22 protein-coding genes and 1 tRNA gene are annotated in these 19,409 nt (G+C 66.7%); 15 read left to right on the top strand and 8 right to left on the bottom strand.

What is annotated here, in order from left to right:
- Nucleotides 1–13 precede the first annotated feature (13 nt).
- The 6 genes from ACE3N6_RS05630 to ACE3N6_RS05605 are packed head-to-tail and all read right to left on the bottom strand — an operon-like array spanning nt 14 to nt 3,824.
- Entirely contained in the window at nt 14–298 is a 285-nt protein-coding gene (locus tag ACE3N6_RS05630) for a lipid asymmetry maintenance protein MlaB (RefSeq protein WP_374244207.1), read from the bottom strand.
- On the bottom strand, nt 295–927 hold the full coding sequence (locus ACE3N6_RS05625) for a phospholipid-binding protein MlaC (protein ID WP_374244206.1): 633 nt from the start codon (nt 925–927) through the stop codon (nt 295–297). Before ACE3N6_RS05625 ends, ACE3N6_RS05630 begins: the two co-directional genes overlap by 4 nt.
- 42 nt (nt 928–969) lie before the next feature.
- Entirely contained in the window at nt 970–1,707 is a 738-nt protein-coding gene (locus ACE3N6_RS05620) for a VacJ family lipoprotein (protein WP_374244205.1), read from the bottom strand.
- A gap of 58 nt (nt 1,708–1,765) precedes the next feature.
- A complete protein-coding gene (mlaD, locus tag ACE3N6_RS05615) occupies nt 1,766–2,239 on the bottom strand; it encodes an outer membrane lipid asymmetry maintenance protein MlaD (protein WP_374244204.1) in 474 nt (157 codons plus the stop codon).
- Nucleotides 2,239–3,021 (bottom strand): lipid asymmetry maintenance ABC transporter permease subunit MlaE, encoded by a 783-nt coding sequence (gene mlaE / locus ACE3N6_RS05610; RefSeq protein WP_374244203.1) that lies wholly within the window; start codon nt 3,019–3,021, stop codon nt 2,239–2,241. The genes mlaD and mlaE overlap by 1 nt, the downstream gene beginning before the upstream one ends.
- Nucleotides 3,021–3,824, bottom strand: a complete 804-nt coding sequence (locus ACE3N6_RS05605; protein WP_374244202.1) for an ABC transporter ATP-binding protein — start codon at nt 3,822–3,824, stop codon at nt 3,021–3,023. Before ACE3N6_RS05605 ends, mlaE begins: the two co-directional genes overlap by 1 nt.
- A 217-nt stretch (nt 3,825–4,041) precedes the next feature.
- Between ACE3N6_RS05605 and leuS the strand changes: the two genes are divergently transcribed.
- The 9 genes from leuS (at nt 4,042) to ACE3N6_RS05560 (ending at nt 12,147) form a co-directional block, all read left to right on the top strand.
- Nucleotides 4,042–6,678: a leucine--tRNA ligase gene (leuS, locus tag ACE3N6_RS05600; RefSeq protein WP_374244201.1), complete on the top strand. Its 2,637-nt coding sequence runs from the start codon at nt 4,042–4,044 to the stop codon at nt 6,676–6,678.
- A gap of 17 nt (nt 6,679–6,695) precedes the next feature.
- Nucleotides 6,696–6,908: a hypothetical protein gene (locus ACE3N6_RS05595; RefSeq protein WP_374244200.1), complete on the top strand. Its 213-nt coding sequence runs from the start codon at nt 6,696–6,698 to the stop codon at nt 6,906–6,908.
- Nucleotides 6,905–7,450, top strand: coding sequence for an LPS assembly lipoprotein LptE (gene lptE, locus ACE3N6_RS05590; RefSeq protein WP_374244199.1), 546 nt, complete (start codon nt 6,905–6,907; stop codon nt 7,448–7,450). Before ACE3N6_RS05595 ends, lptE begins: the two co-directional genes overlap by 4 nt.
- The gene (holA, locus tag ACE3N6_RS05585; RefSeq protein ID WP_374244198.1) at nt 7,447–8,472 is read left to right on the top strand and encodes a DNA polymerase III subunit delta; all 1,026 of its coding nucleotides are present in this window, start codon (nt 7,447–7,449) and stop codon (nt 8,470–8,472) included. The genes lptE and holA overlap by 4 nt, the downstream gene beginning before the upstream one ends.
- Before the next feature lie 31 nt (nt 8,473–8,503).
- Nucleotides 8,504–9,781, top strand: a complete 1,278-nt coding sequence (locus ACE3N6_RS05580) for a glutamate-5-semialdehyde dehydrogenase (protein ID WP_374244197.1) — start codon at nt 8,504–8,506, stop codon at nt 9,779–9,781.
- Between the two features lie 125 nt (nt 9,782–9,906).
- Nucleotides 9,907–10,497 (top strand): chalcone isomerase family protein, encoded by a 591-nt coding sequence (locus ACE3N6_RS05575; RefSeq protein ID WP_374244196.1) that lies wholly within the window; start codon nt 9,907–9,909, stop codon nt 10,495–10,497.
- A gap of 40 nt (nt 10,498–10,537) precedes the next feature.
- Nucleotides 10,538–11,053, top strand: a complete 516-nt coding sequence (locus ACE3N6_RS05570) for a methylated-DNA--[protein]-cysteine S-methyltransferase (RefSeq protein ID WP_374244195.1) — start codon at nt 10,538–10,540, stop codon at nt 11,051–11,053.
- Between the two features lie 66 nt (nt 11,054–11,119).
- Nucleotides 11,120–11,608, top strand: a complete 489-nt coding sequence (gene ybaK, locus ACE3N6_RS05565) for a Cys-tRNA(Pro) deacylase (protein WP_374244194.1) — start codon at nt 11,120–11,122, stop codon at nt 11,606–11,608.
- Between the two features lie 158 nt (nt 11,609–11,766).
- Complete coding sequence (locus tag ACE3N6_RS05560) at nt 11,767–12,147, top strand: H-NS family nucleoid-associated regulatory protein (RefSeq protein ID WP_374244193.1); 381 nt, start codon at nt 11,767–11,769, stop codon at nt 12,145–12,147.
- Between the two features lie 21 nt (nt 12,148–12,168).
- Here ACE3N6_RS05560 and ACE3N6_RS05555 read toward each other — a convergent pair whose 3' ends face one another.
- Nucleotides 12,169–12,564: a dihydroneopterin aldolase gene (locus ACE3N6_RS05555; protein WP_374244192.1), complete on the bottom strand. Its 396-nt coding sequence runs from the start codon at nt 12,562–12,564 to the stop codon at nt 12,169–12,171.
- Between the two features lie 64 nt (nt 12,565–12,628).
- Here ACE3N6_RS05555 and plsY point away from each other — a divergent pair, with 64 nt between their 5' ends.
- Entirely contained in the window at nt 12,629–13,240 is a 612-nt protein-coding gene (gene plsY, locus ACE3N6_RS05550; RefSeq protein ID WP_374244191.1) for a glycerol-3-phosphate 1-O-acyltransferase PlsY, read from the top strand.
- 25 nt (nt 13,241–13,265) lie between these two features.
- On the opposite strand, the gene tsaD is transcribed toward plsY, so the two are convergent.
- A complete protein-coding gene (gene tsaD, locus ACE3N6_RS05545) occupies nt 13,266–14,309 on the bottom strand; it encodes a tRNA (adenosine(37)-N6)-threonylcarbamoyltransferase complex transferase subunit TsaD (RefSeq protein ID WP_374244190.1) in 1,044 nt (347 codons plus the stop codon).
- A 140-nt stretch (nt 14,310–14,449) separates the two neighbouring features.
- Here tsaD and rpsU point away from each other — a divergent pair, with 140 nt between their 5' ends.
- From rpsU to ACE3N6_RS05520, 5 genes are all read left to right on the top strand, one after another.
- Complete coding sequence (gene rpsU / locus ACE3N6_RS05540) at nt 14,450–14,662, top strand: 30S ribosomal protein S21 (RefSeq protein WP_079432811.1); 213 nt, start codon at nt 14,450–14,452, stop codon at nt 14,660–14,662.
- 149 nt (nt 14,663–14,811) lie between these two features.
- Nucleotides 14,812–15,258, top strand: a complete 447-nt coding sequence (locus tag ACE3N6_RS05535) for a GatB/YqeY domain-containing protein (protein ID WP_374244189.1) — start codon at nt 14,812–14,814, stop codon at nt 15,256–15,258.
- Between the two features lie 54 nt (nt 15,259–15,312).
- Complete coding sequence (gene dnaG / locus ACE3N6_RS05530) at nt 15,313–17,202, top strand: DNA primase (RefSeq protein ID WP_374244188.1); 1,890 nt, start codon at nt 15,313–15,315, stop codon at nt 17,200–17,202.
- 73 nt (nt 17,203–17,275) lie between these two features.
- The gene (gene rpoD / locus ACE3N6_RS05525; protein WP_374244186.1) at nt 17,276–19,234 is read left to right on the top strand and encodes an RNA polymerase sigma factor RpoD; all 1,959 of its coding nucleotides are present in this window, start codon (nt 17,276–17,278) and stop codon (nt 19,232–19,234) included.
- 39 nt (nt 19,235–19,273) lie between these two features.
- Nucleotides 19,274–19,350: transfer RNA gene (locus tag ACE3N6_RS05520), tRNA-Ile, on the top strand.
- Nucleotides 19,351–19,409: the final 59 nt, after the last annotated feature.

The raw sequence follows: 19,409 nt of genomic DNA, 5'->3' as shown, positions 1-19,409 counted from the left end.
CCGGGGAAAGGGCTCAGCGCCCGAGAGGCAGAATGGTATCGACGTCGTAGAGGGACGCCAAGCTCACCAGCGCCGCGGGGGCGCCGGCGATGGAGAGCTGCCGGCCGGCGCCGCGGGCCACCCGCGTCCAGCTGAGCAGGAGGGCCAGCGCGGACGAATCCACCTGGGTGACGGCGGAGAGGTCGACCACCCGGTCGGCCGCGGCCACGAGCCCGCGCCCCGCTTCGGCCAGCGGCGCGACGGTGACGAGGGTGAGCGGGCCTTCGAGGGCGAGCCGGGCGCCGTCTTCGCGGATCATTTCTTGGAAGCGACGGTGGTTTCGAGCTGCTTGTTCTTGTCCTTGAGGGACTTGATGAGCCCGTCGATGCCGCCGGCGCGCACCTCCTGGCCGAAGCTGTCGCGGTAGTTGGTGACGAGGCTGACGCCGGCCACCATCACGTCGTAGACCTTCCAGGCGTCGCCCTGCCTGTCGAGGGCGTAGTCGATCTGCACCGGCTTGGCGCCGGGCTGGCGGACTTCGGTGCGCACCACCACGTCGGTGTCTTCGGGCTTCGCCTTGAGGGGCTTGAAGTCGATCTGCTGGTTGCGGTACTGGGTGAGCGCGTTGGAGTAGGTGCGCACCAGCAGGGTCTTGAACTCCTGGGTGAGCTGGGCCTTCTGGTCGGGGGTGGCCTGCTTCCAGTCCTTGCCCACGGCAAGGCGGGTCATGTGGGCGAAGTCGAAGTACGGCAGCACCTTGGTCTCGACCAGCTCGACGGCCTTGCGGGTGTCGCCGGACTGGATGGCCTTGTCCTGCCGCACGATGGCGATGACGTCGTCGGTCACGCCCTTGACGAGGGCGTCCGGCGCGACGGTATCGGCCAGGGCGGCAAGCTGCACACCAAAGCCCAGCACGAGGGCGGCGATCAGGGAGGAGATTTTCTTCATGGCGTGTTCTCTCGGTTCTTGTTCGGGTCGGGGCCGGGCGGATCAGTCGGCGCCGGGGTCGTCCAGATCCTTGTCCCGCGGCGGGCGGCCGTCGTAGACCTGGTTCCGGCGATACTGGATGTAGAAGCTGCGCATGTAGGCGTATTTGTCCAGCGCGGCCTGCTCGGCGGTGGTGTCCGCCCCCAGCAGCTGGGCCCGGCGATTGACAAAGCGCAGGCCGGTGACGCGGTTGCGGTCGCCCATGTCCTCGATGCCCCACACCGGATCGGCGCTCAGGTCGCCCACCAGACCGACGGTGTCCCGCAGGTTGCTGGGGCCCAGCAGCGGCAGCACGAGGTAGGGCCCGTCGCCCACTCCCCAGCGCCCAAGGGTCTGCCCCAGGTCCTCGTCGTGCTTCTCGAGGCCCAGCTCGGTGGCGATGTCGAAGATGCCGAAGATGCCCACGGTGCTGTTCACCAGCACCCGGCCGCCGTCGGAGAGGCCATCGACCGGCTTGCCCTGGAGCAGGTTGTTCACGCCGATCCAGATATCGGCCAGGTTGCCGAAGAAGTTGCCCACACCCACCTTCACCGGCAGCGGGGCCAGATCGTAGGCCTCGGCCACCGGGCGCATCACGTAGCGGTCGGCGGTCTCGTTGAAGCGGAAGGTGGCCCGGTTGACGGACTCCAGCGGATCGCCGGGATGCCCGCCGGTGCTGGCGCAGGCCGACAGGCCGAAGGCCAGCAGCAGCGCCAGGGCGCCGCGCCGCAGAGGGGTCGAGTCGAGGGTGAGGTTGTTCATGGCTGTCTCGAAGGCGGCCGGGGCGGCCTCCGCTCTCTGTCGTTGTTTCTGCCGCGCCTTACTTGGCCGGCGCCGGCTCGCCTTCGGCCTTGCTGAACATGAACTGGCTGATCAGCTTTTCCAGCACAACGGCCGACTGGGTCTTCTTGATGACTTCGCCGGGCGCCAGGGTCTTCTCGTCGCCGCCGGGGTCGAGGCCCAGGTACTGCTCGCCCAGAAGACCGGAGGTGAGGATGTTGGCGAAGGTGTCGGTCGGGAATTTGTAGCGCCCGTCCACGGTGAAGACCACCTCGGCCTGGAAGCGTTCATTGTCGTAGCGGATCTGCTCGACCCGGCCGACCACCACGCCGGCGCTCTTGACCGGCGCCCGCAGCTTGAGCCCGCCGATGTTGTCGAAGTGCGCCGTGAGGGTGTAAGGCGACTTGATCTCGGACCCCGAAATGCTGCCCACCTTGAGCGCGAGGAACAGCAGCGCGGCGATCCCCATCGCCACGAAAACCCCGACCCACAGATCGAGCGTCGTGCGACTCATCATAGACCCCTGAACATGAAAGACGTCATCACAAAATCGAGCGCCAGGATGGCCAGCGCCGAACTCACCACCGTCCGCGTGATGGCCCGGGACACGCCCTCGGCGGTCGGCACGCAGTCGTAACCCTCGAAGACGGCGATCAGTGCCACCGCCACGCCGAAGGCGAAACTCTTGTAGATCCCGTTGAGCACGTCGTACTGGAAATCGACCGCCGACTGCATCTGCCCCCAGAAGGCGCCGTGGTCGACCCCGATGAACACCACGCCGATCAGCCAGCCGCCGAAGATGCCCATGGTGGAGAACAGCGCCGCCAGCAGGGGCATGGAGATCACCCCGCCCCAGAAGCGCGGCGCCACCACCCGGGCGATGGGGCTCACCGCCATCATGTCCATCGCCTTGAGCTGCTCGGTGACCTTCATCAGCCCGATCTCGGCGGTGACGGCCGACCCGGCGCGGCTGGCGAACAGCAGCCCGGCCACCACCGGCCCCAGCTCGCGCAGCAGCGACAGCGCAACGAGCGTGCCCATCGCCTCGGTGGAGCCGTAGCGCTGGAGGATTTCGTAGCCCTGCAGCCCCAGCACCAGCCCCACGAACAGGCCCGACACCAGGATGATGAGCAGCGACAGCACGCCGCTGAAATACAACTCACGGATGGTGAGGTGCAGGCGCGTGAAGGACTGGCCCGAGTACACCAGGATCAACCAGAAGAAGCGGGCGATGAAGCCCAGCTGCCAGATGCCGTCGACCACCATCCGGCCCAGCCTGCGGAACACGCCCCCCATCAGCCCACCCCTCCGGTGAGCGCCGTGGCGTAGTCGCCGGCCGGGTAGTGGAAGGGCACCGGACCATCGGCCTCGGCATTCACGAACTGGTGCACGAAGGGGTCGGTGGAATTGCGGATCTCGTCCGGCGTGCCTTCGGCCACCACGCGCCCCTCGGAGATGAAGTAAATGTAATCGACGATCTGCAGGGACTCGTGGATGTCGTGGGTGACGATCACCGAGCTGGCACCCAGCGCGTCGTTGAGGCGCCGGATGAGCTGGCCGATCACGCCCAGGGAGATCGGATCGAGGCCGGTGAAGGGCTCGTCGTACATCAGCAGCATGGGGTCGAGGGCGATCGTGCGGGCCAGCGCCACGCGCCGCGCCATGCCGCCGGAGAGTTCGCCCGGCATCAGCCGCGCGGCGCCGCGCAGGCCCACCGCGTGGAGCTTCATGAGCACCAGGTCGTTGATGAGTTCGGGCGACAGGTCGGTGTGCTCGCGCAGCGGGAAGGCCACGTTGTCGAACACGGTCATGTCGGTGAACAGCGCGCCGAACTGGAACAGCATGCCCATCCGCCGCCGCATGGCGTAGAGGGCCTCGCGCCCCAGGCCGGCCACGTCCTGACCATCGACGGTGACGCGCCCGCCGGCGGCCCGCTCCTGCCCGCCGATGAGGCGCAGCAGGGTGGTCTTGCCGCTGCCGCTGCCGCCCATGATGGCCACGACCTTGCCCCGCGGGATCGACATGGAGATGTCGCGCAGGATCGCCCGTTCGCCATAGGCGAAACGCACGTTTTCAAGTCGGACCAGCGGCTCGGACATGGGAAAATGTTGCAATGCGGGATGCCGATTGTAGCAGAGGGTTTGTTTCGTGACATGCGGAAAAGCCCTGACGGGTAGAGAAATATCTCGTGACATCAAGGCGTTGAGCATCCCGAAGCGGCCGTCGCCAGAGCCGTTTATAATGCGCGGTTTCGGTTCGCCCGCGACGCGCGGCGCACCCATCCCTCTTCGATCTTCCCCGCCGACGCAGGAAAAAATGCAGGACAAACAACAGTACAGACCCGCCGACATCGAACGTGCCGCCCAGCAATACTGGGACGACAGCGCCGCCTTCCGCGTCTCCGCCGACGCCTCCAGGCCCAAGTACTACTGCCTGTCGATGTTCCCCTACCCGTCGGGCAAGCTGCACATGGGCCATGTGCGCAACTACACCATCGGCGATGTCCTGTCCCGCTTCCACAAGATGAAGGGCTTCAACGTCCTGCAGCCCATGGGCTGGGACGCCTTCGGCCTGCCCGCCGAAAACGCCGCGATCAAGAACCAGGTGCCGCCCGCCAAGTGGACCTACGACAACATCGCCTACATGAAGCAGCAGCTCAAGTCCCTCGGCTTTGCCATCGACTGGAGCCGCGAGCTGGCCACCTGCACGCCCGAGTACTACAAGTGGAACCAGTGGATCTTCCTGCGCATGCTTGAAAAGGGCATCGCCGAGCGCAAGACCCAGGTGGTGAACTGGGATCCGGTCGACCAGACCGTGCTCGCCAACGAGCAGGTCATCGACGGCCGCGGCTGGCGCACCGGCGCGCTGGTCGAGAAGCGCGAGATCCCCGGCTACTACCTCAAGATCACCGACTACGCCGACGAGCTGCTCTCCGACCTCGACCAGCTTGGCGGCTGGCCCGAGCGCGTCAAGCTGATGCAGGCCAACTGGATCGGCAAGAGCACCGGCGTGCGCTTCGCCTTCCGCCACGACATCGCCGACCCCGACAACGGTGGCGGCCCGATCGGCGACGGCAAGCTGTGGGTGTTCACCACCCGCGCCGACACCATCATGGGCGTCACCTTCTGCGCCGTGGCCGCCGAACACCCGCTCGCGCTGCACGCCGCCAAGACCAACCCGGGCCTCGCCGCCTTCATCGAGAAGTGCAAGCACGGCTCGGTGATGGAAGCCGACATGGCCACGATGGAGAAGGAAGGCCTGCCCACCGGCCTCTACGTCACCCATCCGCTCACCGGCAGGCAGGTCGAGGTGTGGGTCGGCAACTACGTGCTGATGAGCTACGGCGACGGCGCCGTGATGGGCGTGCCCGCCCACGACGAGCGGGATTTCGCGTTTGCCAGGAAGTACGGCATCGCCATCGAGCAGGTCGTGGCCTTGGGCGACAAGCCCTACTCGCTGGACGCCTGGGAAGAGTGGTACGGCAGCAAGGATGGCATCTGCGTCAATTCCGGCAAGTACGACGGCCTCGGCTATCAGGCCGCGGTCGATGCCATCGCCGCCGACCTCGCCGCCCTGGGCCTGGGCGAGAAAAAGGTGCAATGGCGCCTGCGCGACTGGGGCATCTCCCGCCAGCGCTACTGGGGCTGCCCGATCCCCATCATCCACTGCGACAGCTGCGGTTCGGTGCCCGTGCCCGACGACCAGCTGCCGGTGGTGCTGCCCGAAGACTGCGTCCCGGACGGCGCCGGCAACCCGCTGCACAAGCGCGAGGACTTCCTCGCCTGCACCTGCCCCAAGTGCGGCAAGCCGGCCCGTCGCGAGACCGACACCATGGACACCTTCGTGGATTCGTCCTGGTACTACGCCCGCTACGCCACCAAGTTCGGCGCCGACAAGATGGTCGACGACGAGACCAACTACTGGATGACCGTCGACCAGTACATCGGCGGCATCGAACACGCCATCCTGCACCTGCTGTACTCGCGCTTCTGGACCAAGGTGATGCGCGACCTGGGCCTCGTCGAATACCGCGAGCCCTTTGCGCACCTGCTCACCCAGGGCATGGTGCTCAACAACGCCTTCTTCCATAAGCCCGAAGGCGGCGGCAAGAACTACTTCTGGGAAAGCGAGATCGACATCCAGAAGGATGCCAAGGGCCAGATCACCGGCGCCACGCTCAAGAAGGACGGCACGGTGCTCGAGCACGAGCTCACCACCATGTCCAAATCCAAGAACAACGGCGTGGACCCGCAGGCCCTGATCGAGCAATACGGTGCCGACACCGCGCGCTTCTTCATGATGTTCGCCGCGCCGCCCGAGCAGACCCTCGAATGGTCCGACGCCGGCGTCGAAGGCGCCTACCGCTTCCTCAAGCGGGTATGGAGCTTCGGCCACCTCTTCGGCACCGAGATCCGCGCGCAGATCGGCGCCCAGCGCCAGCTCGCCGGCGCCAAGCTGCCCGAAGCGCTCGCCACCTTCCGCCGCGAGATCCACCTGCTCCTCAAGCAGGCCAACTACGACCTGGGCAAGCAGCAGTTCAACACCGTGGCCTCCGCCACCATGAAGATGCTCAACGCCCTCGAGAAGGCCCCGCGCGAAGGCGCCCTCGCCGCCGAGGCGATCGAGGAAGGCTTCGGCATCCTGCTCCGCGTGCTCTCGCCGCTCACCCCGCACATCAGCCACGCCCTGTGGCGCGAGCTGGGCTACGGCGACGACATCCTGGCCGCCGCCTGGCCCGAGCCGCTGGAGGCCGCGCTGGTGCAGGACGAAGTCGAGCTGATGCTGCAGGTGAACGGCAAGTTGCGCGGCTCGGTCCGCATCGCCGCCGATGCGCCGAAGGACGTCATCGAAGCCGCCGCCCTCGCCAACGAGGCCGCGGTGAAGTTCCTCGAAGGCCGCCCGGCGAAGAAGGTCATCGTCGTGCCCGGCCGTCTCGTCAACATCGTCGGCTGATCGAACGGAGGTTCCGCGTGATGCGCATCCCAGCCAGTCTGCTGCTCGTCCTGCTCGCCGCAGGCTGTTCCAGCACCCCGGGCGACCGGGCCTTCTACGAAGGCCTGCGCCAGGACAACGCCCGGCGCCAGTACGAACCCGGCCGCGACATCAGCCGCGAACCTCCGCCGCCCAGCTTCGACGCCTACGAGAAGGAACGCCAGCGCCTGCGGGAGGACAAGGTCAGATGAGCGCCCTCCACTCCGCCCGCCGTCGGGCCCTGCTCGCCCTCGGCGGCGCCTCGCTGCTCCTGGCCGGCTGCGGCTTCCAGCTGCGCGGCGCCCGCCCGCTGCCCTTCGACTCGATCTACCTGAGCATGTACCCGTACTCCGAACTGGCCGCCGCCATCCGGCGCCAGATCCGGGCCAACGGCAACACCATCGTCACCGACAAACCCGAGGACGCCCAGGTCCGCCTGGAGGTACAGGCCGACGTGAAGGACAAGCTGATCCTCGCCCTCAACACCCAGGGCCGGGTGCGCGAGTACCAGCTGCGCCAGCGCTTCATCTTCCGGCTGGTCGACAAGACCGGCCAGGAGATCATGCCCTCCAACGAGATTCTCCTGCGCCGCGATCTGGCCTTCGACGACACCCAGCTCCTCGCCAAGCAGCAGGAAGAAGCCCTGCTCTACCGGGACATGCAGAACGACCTCGTCCAGCAGCTGATGCGCCGCCTCTCTGCCGCCAGGATGCCAGAGGCGCCGCCCGCCGCATCACCTGCCGCCAAGCCGTGAACCTGCGCCCCGAACAGCTCGCCGCGCACCTCGACAAGCCCCTCGCCCCGCTCTACGTCCTGCACGGCAACGAGCCCCTGCTGGTCCTCGAGGCCGGCGACGCCATCCGCGCCGCCGCCCGCAAGCAGGGCTACGCCGAGCGCGAGGTGCTGGTGGCCGGCCAGGGCTTCAAATGGACGGAACTCCAGTCCGCCGCCGGCAACCTGTCGCTGTTCGGTGCCAGCAAGCTCGTCGACCTGCGCATCCCCAACGGCAAGCCCGGCCGGGATGGCGGCGAGGCCCTGCAGCGCTACGCCAAGACCCTCGACGACGGTGTCGTCACCCTCGTCACCCTGCCCGAACTCGACTGGGCGACCCGCAAGGCCGCGTGGTTCGTCGCCCTCGCCGAAGCCGGCGTGGCCGTCGAGACCAACGCCCCCGAGCGCGACCGCCTGCCCGACTGGATCGCCCAGCGCCTCGCCCGCCAGCAGCAGAAGGCCGGCCCCGAAGCCCTCACCTTCATCGCCGACCACGTCGAGGGCAACCTCCTCGCCGCCCACCAGGAGATCCTCAAACTCGGCCTGCTCCACCCGCCGGGCGAACTCTCGTTCGACGCGGTGCGCGAGGCCATCCTCAACGTCGCCCGCTACAACGTCGATGCCCTGCGCCAGGCCATGCTCGAAGGCGACGCCACCCGCTGCGCGCGCCTCCTCGAAGGCCTCAAGGGCGAAGGCGAGGCCCCGCCGCTCATCCTGTGGGCCCTCGCCAACGAGATCCGCACCCTCGCCAACCTGCGCCAGGGCCTGGACGACGGCCAGCCCCTGCAGGGCCTGATGAAAGCCGAGCGGATCTTCGACGACCGCCGCCGCCAGGCCATCCAGCGCGCCCTGCCCCGCCTCGACGGCGCCCCCCTGCGCACCGCCATCTTGCACGCCGCAAAGATTGACCGGATGATAAAAGGCTTGGCCGGTGGCGACGTGTGGGACGAATTCCTCCAGCTCTGCCTGCGCCTCACCCGGGGCGCCACGCCGGCCCGGCGCTGACCCGCCGGCAATCGACTCAAAGCGAGAAAAGATGGACATCAAGACCTACATGCACACCGTCGGCCGCCAGGCCCGCGCCGCCAGCCGCGCCGTGGCCGCCGCCTCCACCGACGCCAAGAACGCCGCCCTGCTGGCCATGGCCGCCGAGATCCGCGTCCGCAAGACGCAACTCCTCGACGCCAACGCGCAGGATCTCGCCGAAGCCCGCGCCAATGGCCTCGAGCCGGCGATGATCGACCGCCTCACCCTGTCCGAAAAAGGCATCGAGGCGATGGCCCAGGGCCTCGAACAGATCGCCGCCCTGCCCGACCCGGTGGGCGAGATGACCGACCTCAAGCGCCGCCCGTCCGGCATCACCGTCGGCAAGATGCGTGTGCCCCTGGGCGTCATCGGCATCATCTACGAAGCCCGCCCCAACGTCACCGCCGACGCTGCCGCCCTGTGCCTCAAGTCCGGCAACGCCGCCATCCTGCGCGGCGGCAAGGAAGCCCTGCACTCCAACCAGGCCATCGCCGCCTGCGTGCGTGCCGGCCTGGCTGCCGCCGGCCTGCCGGAGCTGTCCATCCAGGTCGTCGAGACCACCGACCGCGCCGCCGTCGGCGAACTCATCGCCATGCCCCAGTTCGTGGACGTGATCGTCCCCCGCGGCGGCAAGGGCCTCATCGAGCGCATCTCAAGCGACGCCCGCGTCCCCGTCATCAAGCACCTGGACGGCAACTGCCACGTCTACGTGGACGAGCGCGCCGACCCGACCAAGGCCCTCGCCATCGTCGAGAACGCCAAGACCCAGCGCTACGGCACCTGCAACACCACCGAATCGCTGCTGGTCGATGTCGCCATCGCCAAGTCCCAGCTGCCCGCCATCGGCGCCATGCTCGCCGGCAAGGGCGTCGAGCTGCGCGCCTGCCCGGCGTCGATGGCGATCCTGCGCGAAGCCGGCGTGCCCGAAGCCCAGCTCAAGGCGGCGGTCGAATCCGACTGGACCGAGGAATTCCTCGCCCCGATCATCGCCGTCAAGGTCGTCGCCGGCCTCGACGAAGCCATCGATCACATCAACACCTGCTCGTCCCAGCACACCGAATCCATCGTCACCGAGGACTACACCCGGGCGATGCGCTTCCTGCGCGAGGTCGACTCCGCGTCGGTGATGATCAACGCCTCCACCCGCTTCGCCGACGGCTTCGAATACGGCCTCGGCGCCGAGATCGGCATCTCCACCGACAAGATCCACGCCCGCGGCCCGGTCGGCCTCGAAGGCCTCACCAGCCAGAAGTGGATCGTCTTCGGCAACGGCGAAGTCCGCGCCTGACAACCGCCCGACGCACATCGCGCTTTCCCTGCCGGAAGTCTTCCGGTTAAGATTCAAACGCCCGTTCGAAATCGAGTAAAAACTCGATGAACGGGCGTTTGCCCACCCACACCGAGGAGACAGCCATGCAACCCACCCTGCGCCACGCGTTCGCCGCCGCCAGTCTTGCCACCACCCTGATCGCCGCCCTGCCCGCCCAGGCCGCGGATATCGCCGGCGTCCGCTTCGACGACCGGACCACCGTCGGCGGCAGCGACCTCGCCCTCAACGGCGCCGGTCTGCGCACCCGCCTGATGCTCAAGGTCTACGCCATGGGCCTCTACCTGCCGCGGCGCGCCGACACCCCCGACGCCGTCGCCGCCCTCACCGGCCCCAAACGCATCCAGATCGTCACCCTGCGCGAACTCACCGCCGAACAATTCGCCGACGCTCTCGTCGACGGGCTCAGGAAGAATCACAGCGAGGCCGAATTCGCCCGGCTCCAGGCCCGCAGCGACGAACTCCGCAGCGCCCTGCTGGGGCTCAAATCCGCCCCAGCAGGCACCCAGATCCGCCTCGAATGGCTGCCAGCCAGCGGCACCCGGCTATCCGTCGGCAATGAAACCCGCGGCAAGGACCTCCCGGGCGAAGACTTCTATCGCGGCCTGCTGCGCATCTGGCTGGGCGACAAGCCGGTCGATGCCGATCTGAAGAACGCCCTGCTCGGCAAAACCTGAGCACCTTGCCCGGGCCGGGCCGCAAGCGCAGAATTCCGCCATGGCCCTCTCCTCGAATCGTCCGCTGGCCTTCGGCCGGCAGCCCACCATTCCCGACTTTTCCGCGGTGATGCCGACGCCATTCGGCGCTATTGGCGTCGCCATCGACGCGGAATTGATCCAGCGCATCGACTTCCTGCCCGCAGGCAGCGCTGCGATATCGCCCACCAATCGGCTGGCCGAAATGGCCATCGACCAGTTGAGCGCCTATCTGAGCGACCCCGACTTTCCGTTCATCCTCCCCCTGGCCAGCCACGGCACCCCGTTCCGCCGTCGGATCTGGGCCGCCATCGCCGCGATTCCCCGCGGCAGCACCCGCAGCTACGGCGAGCTTGCCCGCGACGCCCAAAGCGCCGCCCGCGCCGTCGGGCAAGCCTGCGGCGACAACCCGTTCCCGGTCGTCATCCCCTGCCACCGGGTAGTCGCGGCAGCCGGCCTGGGCGGATTCGCCCATGAGAATAAGGGCCACCTAATTGACACAAAATACTGGCTATTGCGCCACGAAGGGGCAATCTGACATTCCAGCCCCCCTCGCCGGCCATTGCCGCGATTCCACAGCTTTTCACCTTTCCGAATACCCACCATGACCCGCGATCAGCACGCGCCGGAAACGCCGGCGACCCGCTTCCTCCGCCAGCACCGGATTCCCTTTTCCACCCACCTTTACGCCTACGAAGAACACGGCGGCACAAAGGTTTCGGCGCGAGAACTGAATGTCGCCGAACACAGCGTCGTCAAAACCCTGGTGATGGAAGACGAAAGCCGGCAGCCCCTCGTCATCCTGATGCATGGGGACCGCAAGGTTTCCACCAAAGAACTGGCCCGCCAGACCGGCCACAAGCAGATCAGCCCCTGCGACCCGGCCGTCGCCCAGCGCCACACCGGCTACATGGTAGGCGGCACCTCGCCCTTCGGCACCCGCAAGTCCATGCCCTTATTCATGGAACGCAGCATCCTGGAACTGCCACTGATTTATATCAACGGCGGCAAGAGAGGATTCCTTGTCGGCGTCCATCCTCACGACATTGTCCAGACGCTCAAACCGCAGGTGGTCAATGTCGCGATAGAATGAATAACAAAACACTTGCCCAATCGGTGCACAAAAGTGGCAGAATAAAGGCTTGAATAAGGGCTCGATAAAAGCCCCGCTGTGGCGATTGCAGATCAGGTCGCCACAGCCACTCAATCGCTGATCGCACTCAAAACGCCACGCCGAAGGAATGCACTGCCATGGATATCTCCTCCCTTTCCCTTGCTGAATTGCGCCGTCTCCAGACCAAGGTCGAGACCGAAATCCGGCGTCGTTCCGACACGGCCAAGAAGGATCTGCTCAAGCGCATGCAGAAGCTCGCCGCCGAACACGGCATGAGCCTGACCGATGTCATCGGCAACCCGGAAGGCACCGAAAAACCGGCCGCTGCGCCCAAGAAGGCTGCAACCAAGCCGGCCGCCAAGAAGGCCGCCAAGCCCGCTTCGGTCATCAAGTTCCGCCACCCGGAGAACGCCGCCATTGGCTGGACTGGCCACGGCCGCAAGCCCCAGTGGGTGATCGACTGGCTGGCCCAGGGCAAGGCGCTCGACGAGTTGCGCGCGCCCAGCACCGAGGCCTGATCCGGCCCATCGCCGCCGGGCTCAGCCCGGCAGGCCGGCAGAGGGCGCGTGGGCAGGTGGCTCCGCGCCGTTACGTCCCCGCTCGATGAATACGCCCACCCGCCGCACATCCTTCATCACGCCAATCTTGGCAATCGCCAGCTTCACCCAAGGGGCGCCGAATTCGTCGAATAACAATTTGACGATGAATTCCCCCAGCGTTTCGATCAGATTGAATTGACGCACTGCCAGCTCGTCGCGAATCCGCTCGATCACCTTGGCGTAATCGATCGTATCGGCAATGTCGTCATGTTCGGCGGCCGCATCCGGCACGCCGAAAGTCAGGTTCAGTTCAAGCGGCTGCTCCGCCACCCGCTCCCGCGGATAGATGCCCACCCGCGACTTGACCCGCAGCGCTTCGATAAAAATGAAATCCATCGTGTGTCCCAGCTAAAATCGCGCACATTCTAGCCCGTACGCCTCCAAAAGCACTCACGCCAAAATGCATTTTGTCCTTCTGCTCATCGCGGCCTACCTGATCGGCTCCATCCCCTTCGCCGTCGTCGTCAGCCGCCTCTTCGGCATGGCCGACCCCCGTTCGTACGGTTCGGGCAACCCTGGCGCTACCAACGTGCTGCGCAGCGGCAACAAGCTCGCCGCGGCGCTGACGCTGATCGGCGACGCCTTCAAGGGTTGGCTCGCAGTGTGGCTTGCCGACAGCTTCGCGCCGGGCTTCGGCATCGGCGCCATCGCCGCACCGGCCGCCGGTCTCGCGGCCTTCTTCGGCCACCTCTTTCCGGTCTTCCTCGGCTTCAAGGGCGGCAAAGGCGTCGCTACCGCCGCCGGGGTGCTGATCGGCGCAAAGGGTCTCCTCGGGCTGGCGGTGCTGGGCGTGTGGCTCGGCGTCGCCTTCACCCTGCGCTACTCGTCCCTCGCCGCCCTGTGCGCGGCCCTGGCCGCGCCGGCGCTCGCCTACCTGTTCGACCTGGGCCCTAACTGGATCACCGCCATCGCCCTGATGTCCGGCCTCCTGGTATGGCGCCACAAGGACAACATCAAGCGACTGCTCTCGGGTCAGGAGAGCCGCATTGGCAGCAAGAAAAAGGCCGGCTGAAACGCCGGCCCTACCGCAACCCGACTCAATCGGCCTGCCCGACCACCCGGGGTGGCCGGATGTCCTGCAGACTCCAGCGCGGCCGCACCGCAAACCGCCCTGCGGCAGACTCGACCGTCTCGCCGGCGGCAAAACGCAGCGCCCCGGCAAAGGCGATCATCGCGCCGTTGTCGGTGCACAACTCCAGCTCCGGATAAAACACCCGCGCCTTGCGCTTTGCCGCCGCGGCGTCGAGCTGGGCCCGTAGCGCGAGATTCGCACCCACCCCCCCCGCCACCACCAGCTGCCTGAGCCCGGTGTGCTTGAGCGCCGCCATCGACTTGGCCACCAGCACCTCGACCACCGCCGCCTGAAACTCCGCCGCCAGATCGGCCCGGTCGTCCGGGGCAAAGCCCGGCGCCGACGCAGCGGTGAGCACCGCCGTCTTCAGGCCGCTGAAGCTGAAATCGAAATCCTTGCTGTGCAGCATCGGCCGCGGCAGCTTGAAGCGCCCGGGCGCACCCTGCTGGGCCAGCTTCGCCAGCGCCGGGCCACCCGGGTAGCCCAGGCCAATCAGCTTGGCGGTCTTGTCGAAGGCCTCACCCGCGGCATCATCCACCGTCTCGCCCAGCAGCGTGTAATCGCCAACGCCAGCCACCCGCATCAGCTGGGTGTGACCACCCGACACCAGCAACGCCACAAACGGAAAGCTCGGCGGCGTGGCCGACAGCAGCGGCGACAGCAGATGCCCCTCCAGGTGATGCACCGGCAGCACCGGCACATCCAGCGCCACCCCCAGGGATTCGGCCACACTGGCGCCCACCAGCAGCGCGCCCGCCAGCCCCGGGCCGGCGGTGTAGGCCACCGCGTCGATGTCGGCCATCGCGAAACCGGTCAGTTCGAGGGTCTCCCGCAGCAGCAGCGGCAGGCGGCGGATGTGATCGCGGGACGCCAGCTCCGGCACCACCCCGCCGTAAGCGGCGTGGAGATCGATCTGGGAGTGGAGACGATGGCCCAGCAGGCCGCGAGCGGTGTCGTAGATGGCCACGCCAGTCTCGTCGCAGGAGGTTTCGATGCCCAGAACACGCATGGGTCAGCCCGAAGAAAAAACGCGATTTTACCCTTCCGGACGCCCCACCACCGAGGAAACGAAAAATGGGCTTGGTGGACCGCAGCGACTTGGTTATACTCTTCGTTTTTCCGTCCAAAGAATTTTCGAGGAAGCACGCAATGCCGGGTATTCGCGTCAAAGAAAACGAGCCGTTCGAAGTAGCCATCCGTCGCTTCAAGCGCACCATTGAAAAAGTGGGCCTCCTGCCCGAACTCCGCTCCCGCGAGTTCTACGAAAAGCCGACCGCCGAACGCAAGCGCAAGCTGGCCGCCGCCGTCAAGCGCCACCACAAGCGCCTGCGCAGCCAGACCCTGCCCCCGAAGATGTACTAAGCAACACCCCGAGTACACGCTTCCCGCTTCGCCACGCGATACGCGCACCTGCGCGAACGCGTGGCGTTTGCCTTTTGGTTCGCCAGCCCGCAGCCTTGCCTTGTCGGGCCTGCGTCGCGTCGCCCACCCTTTCGCCAGGAATCTCTTTCGTGTCCCTCAAAGCCCAGATCAACGAAGACATGAAGGCCGCCATGCGTGCCAAGGAAACCGCCCGCCTGTCGGCGCTGCGCCTGCTGCTGGCAGCCATCAAGCAGAAGGAAGTGGACGAACGCATCGAGCTGGACGACGCCGCGGTCATCACGGTGGTGGACAAGATGCTCAAGCAGCGGCGCGACTCCGTCGCCCAGTACGAAGCCGCCCAACGCTTCGATCTGGCCAGCGCCGAGCGCTTCGAGATCGACGTGCTCACCGCCTACAAGCCCGCCGGCCTCAGCGTTGAGCAGATCGCCGCAGAGGTGGATGCCGCCATCGCCGCCACCGCCGCCGCCAGCGCCGCCGACATGGGCAAGCTGATGGCCGTCCTCAAGCCGAAGCTCGCCGGCAAGGCCGACATGGCCGAAGTTTCCAAACTGGTGAAATCCCGCCTCAGCAACTAGGATTCATGAAGATGGCGCCGTGGCGGCAAGTCCGCCGGCGCCGGCTTGGTCATCATGATTCCGCAATCCTTCATTCAGGATCTGCTCGCCCGCGTCGACATCGTCGAGGTGATCGAACGCTATCTGCCGCTCAAGAAGGGCGGCGCGAACTATTTCGCCTGCTGCCCGTTCCACGGCGAGAAGTCCGCCTCCTTCTCGGTAAGCCCCACCAAGCAGTTCTATCACTGCTTCGGCTGCGGCGCCCACGGCAGCGCCATCAGCTTCCTGATGGAGTACAGCGGCCTCGGCTTCGTCGATGCGGTCAAGGAGCTGGCCAGCAACGTGGGGATGGAAGTCCCCCAGGACGACTTCACCCCCAATCGCGACCGCGTCCGCGAGCACTCCCTCACCGAACTCATGGCCCAGGCTGCGCGCTTCTATAAAGAGCAGCTCAAGCGCAGCCCGGTGGCCATCGATTACCTCAAGGGCCGCGGCCTGACCGGCGAGATCGCCGCCCGCTACGGCCTCGGCTACGCGCCCGAAGGCTGGCAGGCCCTGCAGGCCGCCTTCGCCGACTACGCCGCCGCCAGTCTGCTCGAATGCGGGCTGGTGCTCGAGAACGAGCAGGGTCGCCGCTACGACCGCTTCCGCGACCGCATCATGTTCCCGATCCAGGACCAGCGCGGCAACGTGATCGGCTTCGGCGGTCGCGTCCTGGGCAAGGGCGAGCCCAAGTACCTCAACTCGCCCGAGACCCCGATCTTCGAAAAGGGCCGCGAACTCTACGGCCTCGTCCAGGCCCGCCAGGCGGTGCGCGACCAGGAATGCGTGCTGGTGGTCGAGGGCTACATGGACGTGGTCGGCCTCGCCCAGTTCGGCGTCGCCAACGCCGTGGCCACCCTCGGCACCGCCGCCACGCCGCACCACATCCAGAAGCTCCTGCGCCTCACCGACCGCGTCGTATTCTGCTTCGACGGCGACGCCGCCGGCCGCCGCGCCGCGGGCCGGGCGCTGGAGGTCAGCCTCGAACACCTGGCCGACAACAAGACCCTCAGCTTCCTGTTCCTGCCCGAAGAGCACGACCCGGACAGCTTCGTCCGCGCCGAAGGCCCGGACGCCTTCCGCGCCGCCATGAACCGCGCCCTTCCGCTGGCCGAATTCCTCCTCGCCGAGCTAAAGAAGGACGTGGACCTCGCCACCGCCGAAGGCTGCGCGAGGCTCGTCCACGAGGCCAAGCCGCTGGTCACCCGGATCGGCGCCCCGCTGCTGCGCCTGCAGGTCATCAAGATGCTGGCCGACGCCGCCGGCTTCACCCAGGCCGAGATCGAGCAGTCCTTCGGCCTCAAGAACGCCGCAATGCCCCGCCGGAACGACGAGCCGCCCCCCTTCGACGACTTCGACCGCGGCAGCTTCGGCGGCCGGAGCGATTTCGGCGGCAACAACGGCTTCGGCGGCAATGGCGGCTTCGGCGGTTTCCGCAACAAGCGTCGCCAGGGCCTGCCGCGCCTCCCGCCGCGCCAGGCGCCGCAGTCACCCATCGAGACCCTCCTCAAGCTGGTCGTCCAGCACCCGGTGTGGGCTGCCCGGCTGCCCGTGGATCTGCTGCCCAACGACACCCCCGAGGGCCTCGCCCTGATCGCCCTGGTCGACGCCATGAGCGTGGGCGACCTGCCCACCCACGGGCTTGCTGCGCTCACCGAGCACTACCGCGACACCCCCCACGCCGCCGCGGTGTCCCGCGCGGCCGCCCAGCTGGCCGACGAGACCATCGACGACACGACGATTGAACGCCTCTTCAACGACACGCTCTACAAGCTTGAAGCGGATCTGATCGAAAAGGAGATCGTCGGCCTCAACGCCCGGGCCCGCGAGACGACCCTGAGCGCCGCCGAAAAGCAGCGCCTCAAGGAGCTGATTTCCGCCAAACAGAGACTTAAGCCTCGCCCAAAAGCATCGGATTCGTAATATAATTTTCGGTTTCGCGCAAAACGCACGCCGAGACAACCGTCCATCACCGGACGACCAATCGAGGACCGCCATGACCACGGACAAGCCCAAACAACCTCGCAAGGCCCCGGCCAAGCCGCGCGCCGCGAAGGTCAAGGACAAACTCGCCCCGATGATCGCCGAGGCCCCCTCGGCGGAAGAGGCCGAAGTCCGCCGCACGCGGCTCAAGACCCTGATCGCCCTCGGCAAGGAGCGGGGCTACCTGACCTACGCCGAGATCAACGACCACCTGCCGGACGACCTCGTCGACGCCGAGCAGATCGAGTCGATCATCAGCACCTTCAACGACATGGGCATCCAGGTGTTCGACGTGGCCCCGGCCGCCGAAGACCTGCTGATGTCCGAGGTCGCCCCCACCGTCGTCGACGACGAGCAGGCCGAAGCCGAAGCCGAGCAGACCCTGTCCGCGGTGGATTCCGAGTTCGGCCGCACCACCGACCCCGTCCGCATGTACATGCGCGAGATGGGCACCGTGGAACTCCTCACCCGCGAAGGCGAGATCGAGATCGCCAAGCGCATCGAGGAAGGCCTCAAGCACATGATCCAGGCGATCTCCGCCTGCCCGACCACCATCGCCGACATCCTCGAGTCCGCCGACAAGATCTCCCGCGACGAGATGCGCATCGACGAGCTCATCGACGGCCTGATCGACCCCAACGCGGTCGAAGACATCGAAGCCCTCGCCGAGAGCGAGGATCTCGACGTGGACGACGCCGAGGAAGAAGACGAGGAAGACAGCGACGGCGGCGGTGGCGCCCAGTCGGCGTCCCTCATCAAGATGAAGGCCGAAGCCCTCGAGCGCTTCGCCAACCTGCGCAGCCACTACGAAAAGATGGCCGCCGCCCTCCAGAAGAAGGGCTACCAGGACAAGAACTACCTCAAGCTCCAGGAGCAGGTGTCCATCGAACTGATGAACATCCGCTTCACCGCCCGCACCACCGAGCGCCTGTGCGACGCCGTGCGTCACATGGTCGATCAGGCCCGCGCCCACGAGCGCAAGATCCTGCACCTGTGCGTCGACAAGGCCAACATGCCGCGTCAGCACTTCATCAAAAGCTTCCCCGGCAACGAGACCAACCTCGACTGGCTGAAGACCGAGATCGCCGCCGGCCCCAGCAACGCGGCGGTCCTGATGCGCATGCAGCCCGCCGTGCTCGAAGAGCAGCAGAAGCTCATCGACCTGCAGGAACGCATCGGCATCCCGCTGAAAGAACTCAAGGACATCAACAAGCAGATGTCCACCGGCGAAGCCAAGGCCCGCCGCGCCAAGCGCGAGATGACCGAGGCCAACCTGCGTCTGGTGATCTCCATCGCCAAGAAGTACACCAACCGCGGCCTGCAGTTCCTCGACCTGATCCAGGAAGGCAACATCGGCCTGATGAAGGCCGTGGACAAGTTCGAATACCGTCGCGGCTACAAGTTCTCCACCTACGCCACGTGGTGGATCCGTCAGGCCATCACCCGCTCGATCGCCGACCAGGCGCGCACCATCCGTATCCCGGTGCACATGATCGAGACGATCAACAAGATGAACCGGATCTCCCGCCAGATCCTGCAGGAAACCGGCAACGAGCCCGATCCCGCCACCCTGGCCGAGAAGATGGAAATGCCCGAGGAGAAGATCCGCAAGATCCTCAAGATCTCCAAGGAGCCCATCTCGATGGAAACCCCCATCGGCGACGACGACGACTCCCACCTGGGCGACTTCATCGAAGACAACGCCACCCTGGCCCCGGCCGAAGCGGCGCTGTACTCCAGCCTGCGCGACGCCACCAAGGAGGTGCTGGATTCCCTCACCCCGCGCGAAGCCAAGGTGCTGCGCATGCGCTTCGGCATCGAGATGAACACCGACCACACCCTGGAAGAAGTCGGCAAGCAGTTCGACGTGACCCGCGAGCGCATCCGCCAGATCGAAGCCAAGGCCCTGCGCAAGCTGCGCCACCCGAGCCGCTCGGAGCGCCTGCGCAGCTTCCTCGACAACGAAGCCTGACCCGCCAGGCTGCCCCGGCAGCCCGGCCCCCGTTTCGACGGGCCCATAGCTCAGTTGGTTAGAGCAGGCGACTCATAATCGCTTGGTCACAGGTTCAAGTCCTGTTGGGCCCACCATACGCATCAAGCACTTAGGCCAGCCTCACGAGGGCTGGCCTTTTGCTTTTGGGGCCGGC

Source organism: Zoogloea sp., assembly GCF_041904905.1.
Taxonomy (GTDB): Bacteria; Pseudomonadota; Gammaproteobacteria; order Burkholderiales; family Rhodocyclaceae; genus Zoogloea.
This window is presented reverse-complemented; position numbering and strand designations above follow the sequence as displayed.

Bases quoted from the DNA above. Each gene is read 5' to 3' on its own strand.
- lptE (WP_374244199.1), top strand. From the start codon at position 6,905: ATGAGCGCCCTCCACTCCGCCCGCCGTCGGGCCCTGCTCGCCCTCGGC.
- plsY (WP_374244191.1), top strand. From the start codon at position 12,629: ATGCATTTTGTCCTTCTGCTCATCGCGGCCTACCTGATCGGCTCCATC.
- rpoD (WP_374244186.1), top strand. From the start codon at position 17,276: ATGACCACGGACAAGCCCAAACAACCTCGCAAGGCCCCGGCCAAGCCG.
- dnaG (WP_374244188.1), top strand. From the start codon at position 15,313: ATGATTCCGCAATCCTTCATTCAGGATCTGCTCGCCCGCGTCGACATC.
- mlaD (WP_374244204.1), bottom strand. From the start codon at position 2,239: ATGAGTCGCACGACGCTCGATCTGTGGGTCGGGGTTTTCGTGGCGATG.
- ACE3N6_RS05570 (WP_374244195.1), top strand. From the start codon at position 10,538: ATGGCCCTCTCCTCGAATCGTCCGCTGGCCTTCGGCCGGCAGCCCACC.
- ACE3N6_RS05630 (WP_374244207.1), bottom strand. From the start codon at position 298: ATGATCCGCGAAGACGGCGCCCGGCTCGCCCTCGAAGGCCCGCTCACC.
- leuS (WP_374244201.1), top strand. From the start codon at position 4,042: ATGCAGGACAAACAACAGTACAGACCCGCCGACATCGAACGTGCCGCC.
- mlaE (WP_374244203.1), bottom strand. From the start codon at position 3,021: ATGGGGGGCGTGTTCCGCAGGCTGGGCCGGATGGTGGTCGACGGCATC.
- ACE3N6_RS05620 (WP_374244205.1), bottom strand. From the start codon at position 1,707: ATGAACAACCTCACCCTCGACTCGACCCCTCTGCGGCGCGGCGCCCTG.
- ACE3N6_RS05555 (WP_374244192.1), bottom strand. From the start codon at position 12,564: ATGGATTTCATTTTTATCGAAGCGCTGCGGGTCAAGTCGCGGGTGGGC.
- ACE3N6_RS05580 (WP_374244197.1), top strand. From the start codon at position 8,504: ATGGACATCAAGACCTACATGCACACCGTCGGCCGCCAGGCCCGCGCC.
- ACE3N6_RS05605 (WP_374244202.1), bottom strand. From the start codon at position 3,824: ATGTCCGAGCCGCTGGTCCGACTTGAAAACGTGCGTTTCGCCTATGGC.
- ybaK (WP_374244194.1), top strand. From the start codon at position 11,120: ATGACCCGCGATCAGCACGCGCCGGAAACGCCGGCGACCCGCTTCCTC.
- tsaD (WP_374244190.1), bottom strand. From the start codon at position 14,309: ATGCGTGTTCTGGGCATCGAAACCTCCTGCGACGAGACTGGCGTGGCC.
- rpsU (WP_079432811.1), top strand. From the start codon at position 14,450: ATGCCGGGTATTCGCGTCAAAGAAAACGAGCCGTTCGAAGTAGCCATC.
- ACE3N6_RS05560 (WP_374244193.1), top strand. From the start codon at position 11,767: ATGGATATCTCCTCCCTTTCCCTTGCTGAATTGCGCCGTCTCCAGACC.
- ACE3N6_RS05625 (WP_374244206.1), bottom strand. From the start codon at position 927: ATGAAGAAAATCTCCTCCCTGATCGCCGCCCTCGTGCTGGGCTTTGGT.
- ACE3N6_RS05575 (WP_374244196.1), top strand. From the start codon at position 9,907: ATGCAACCCACCCTGCGCCACGCGTTCGCCGCCGCCAGTCTTGCCACC.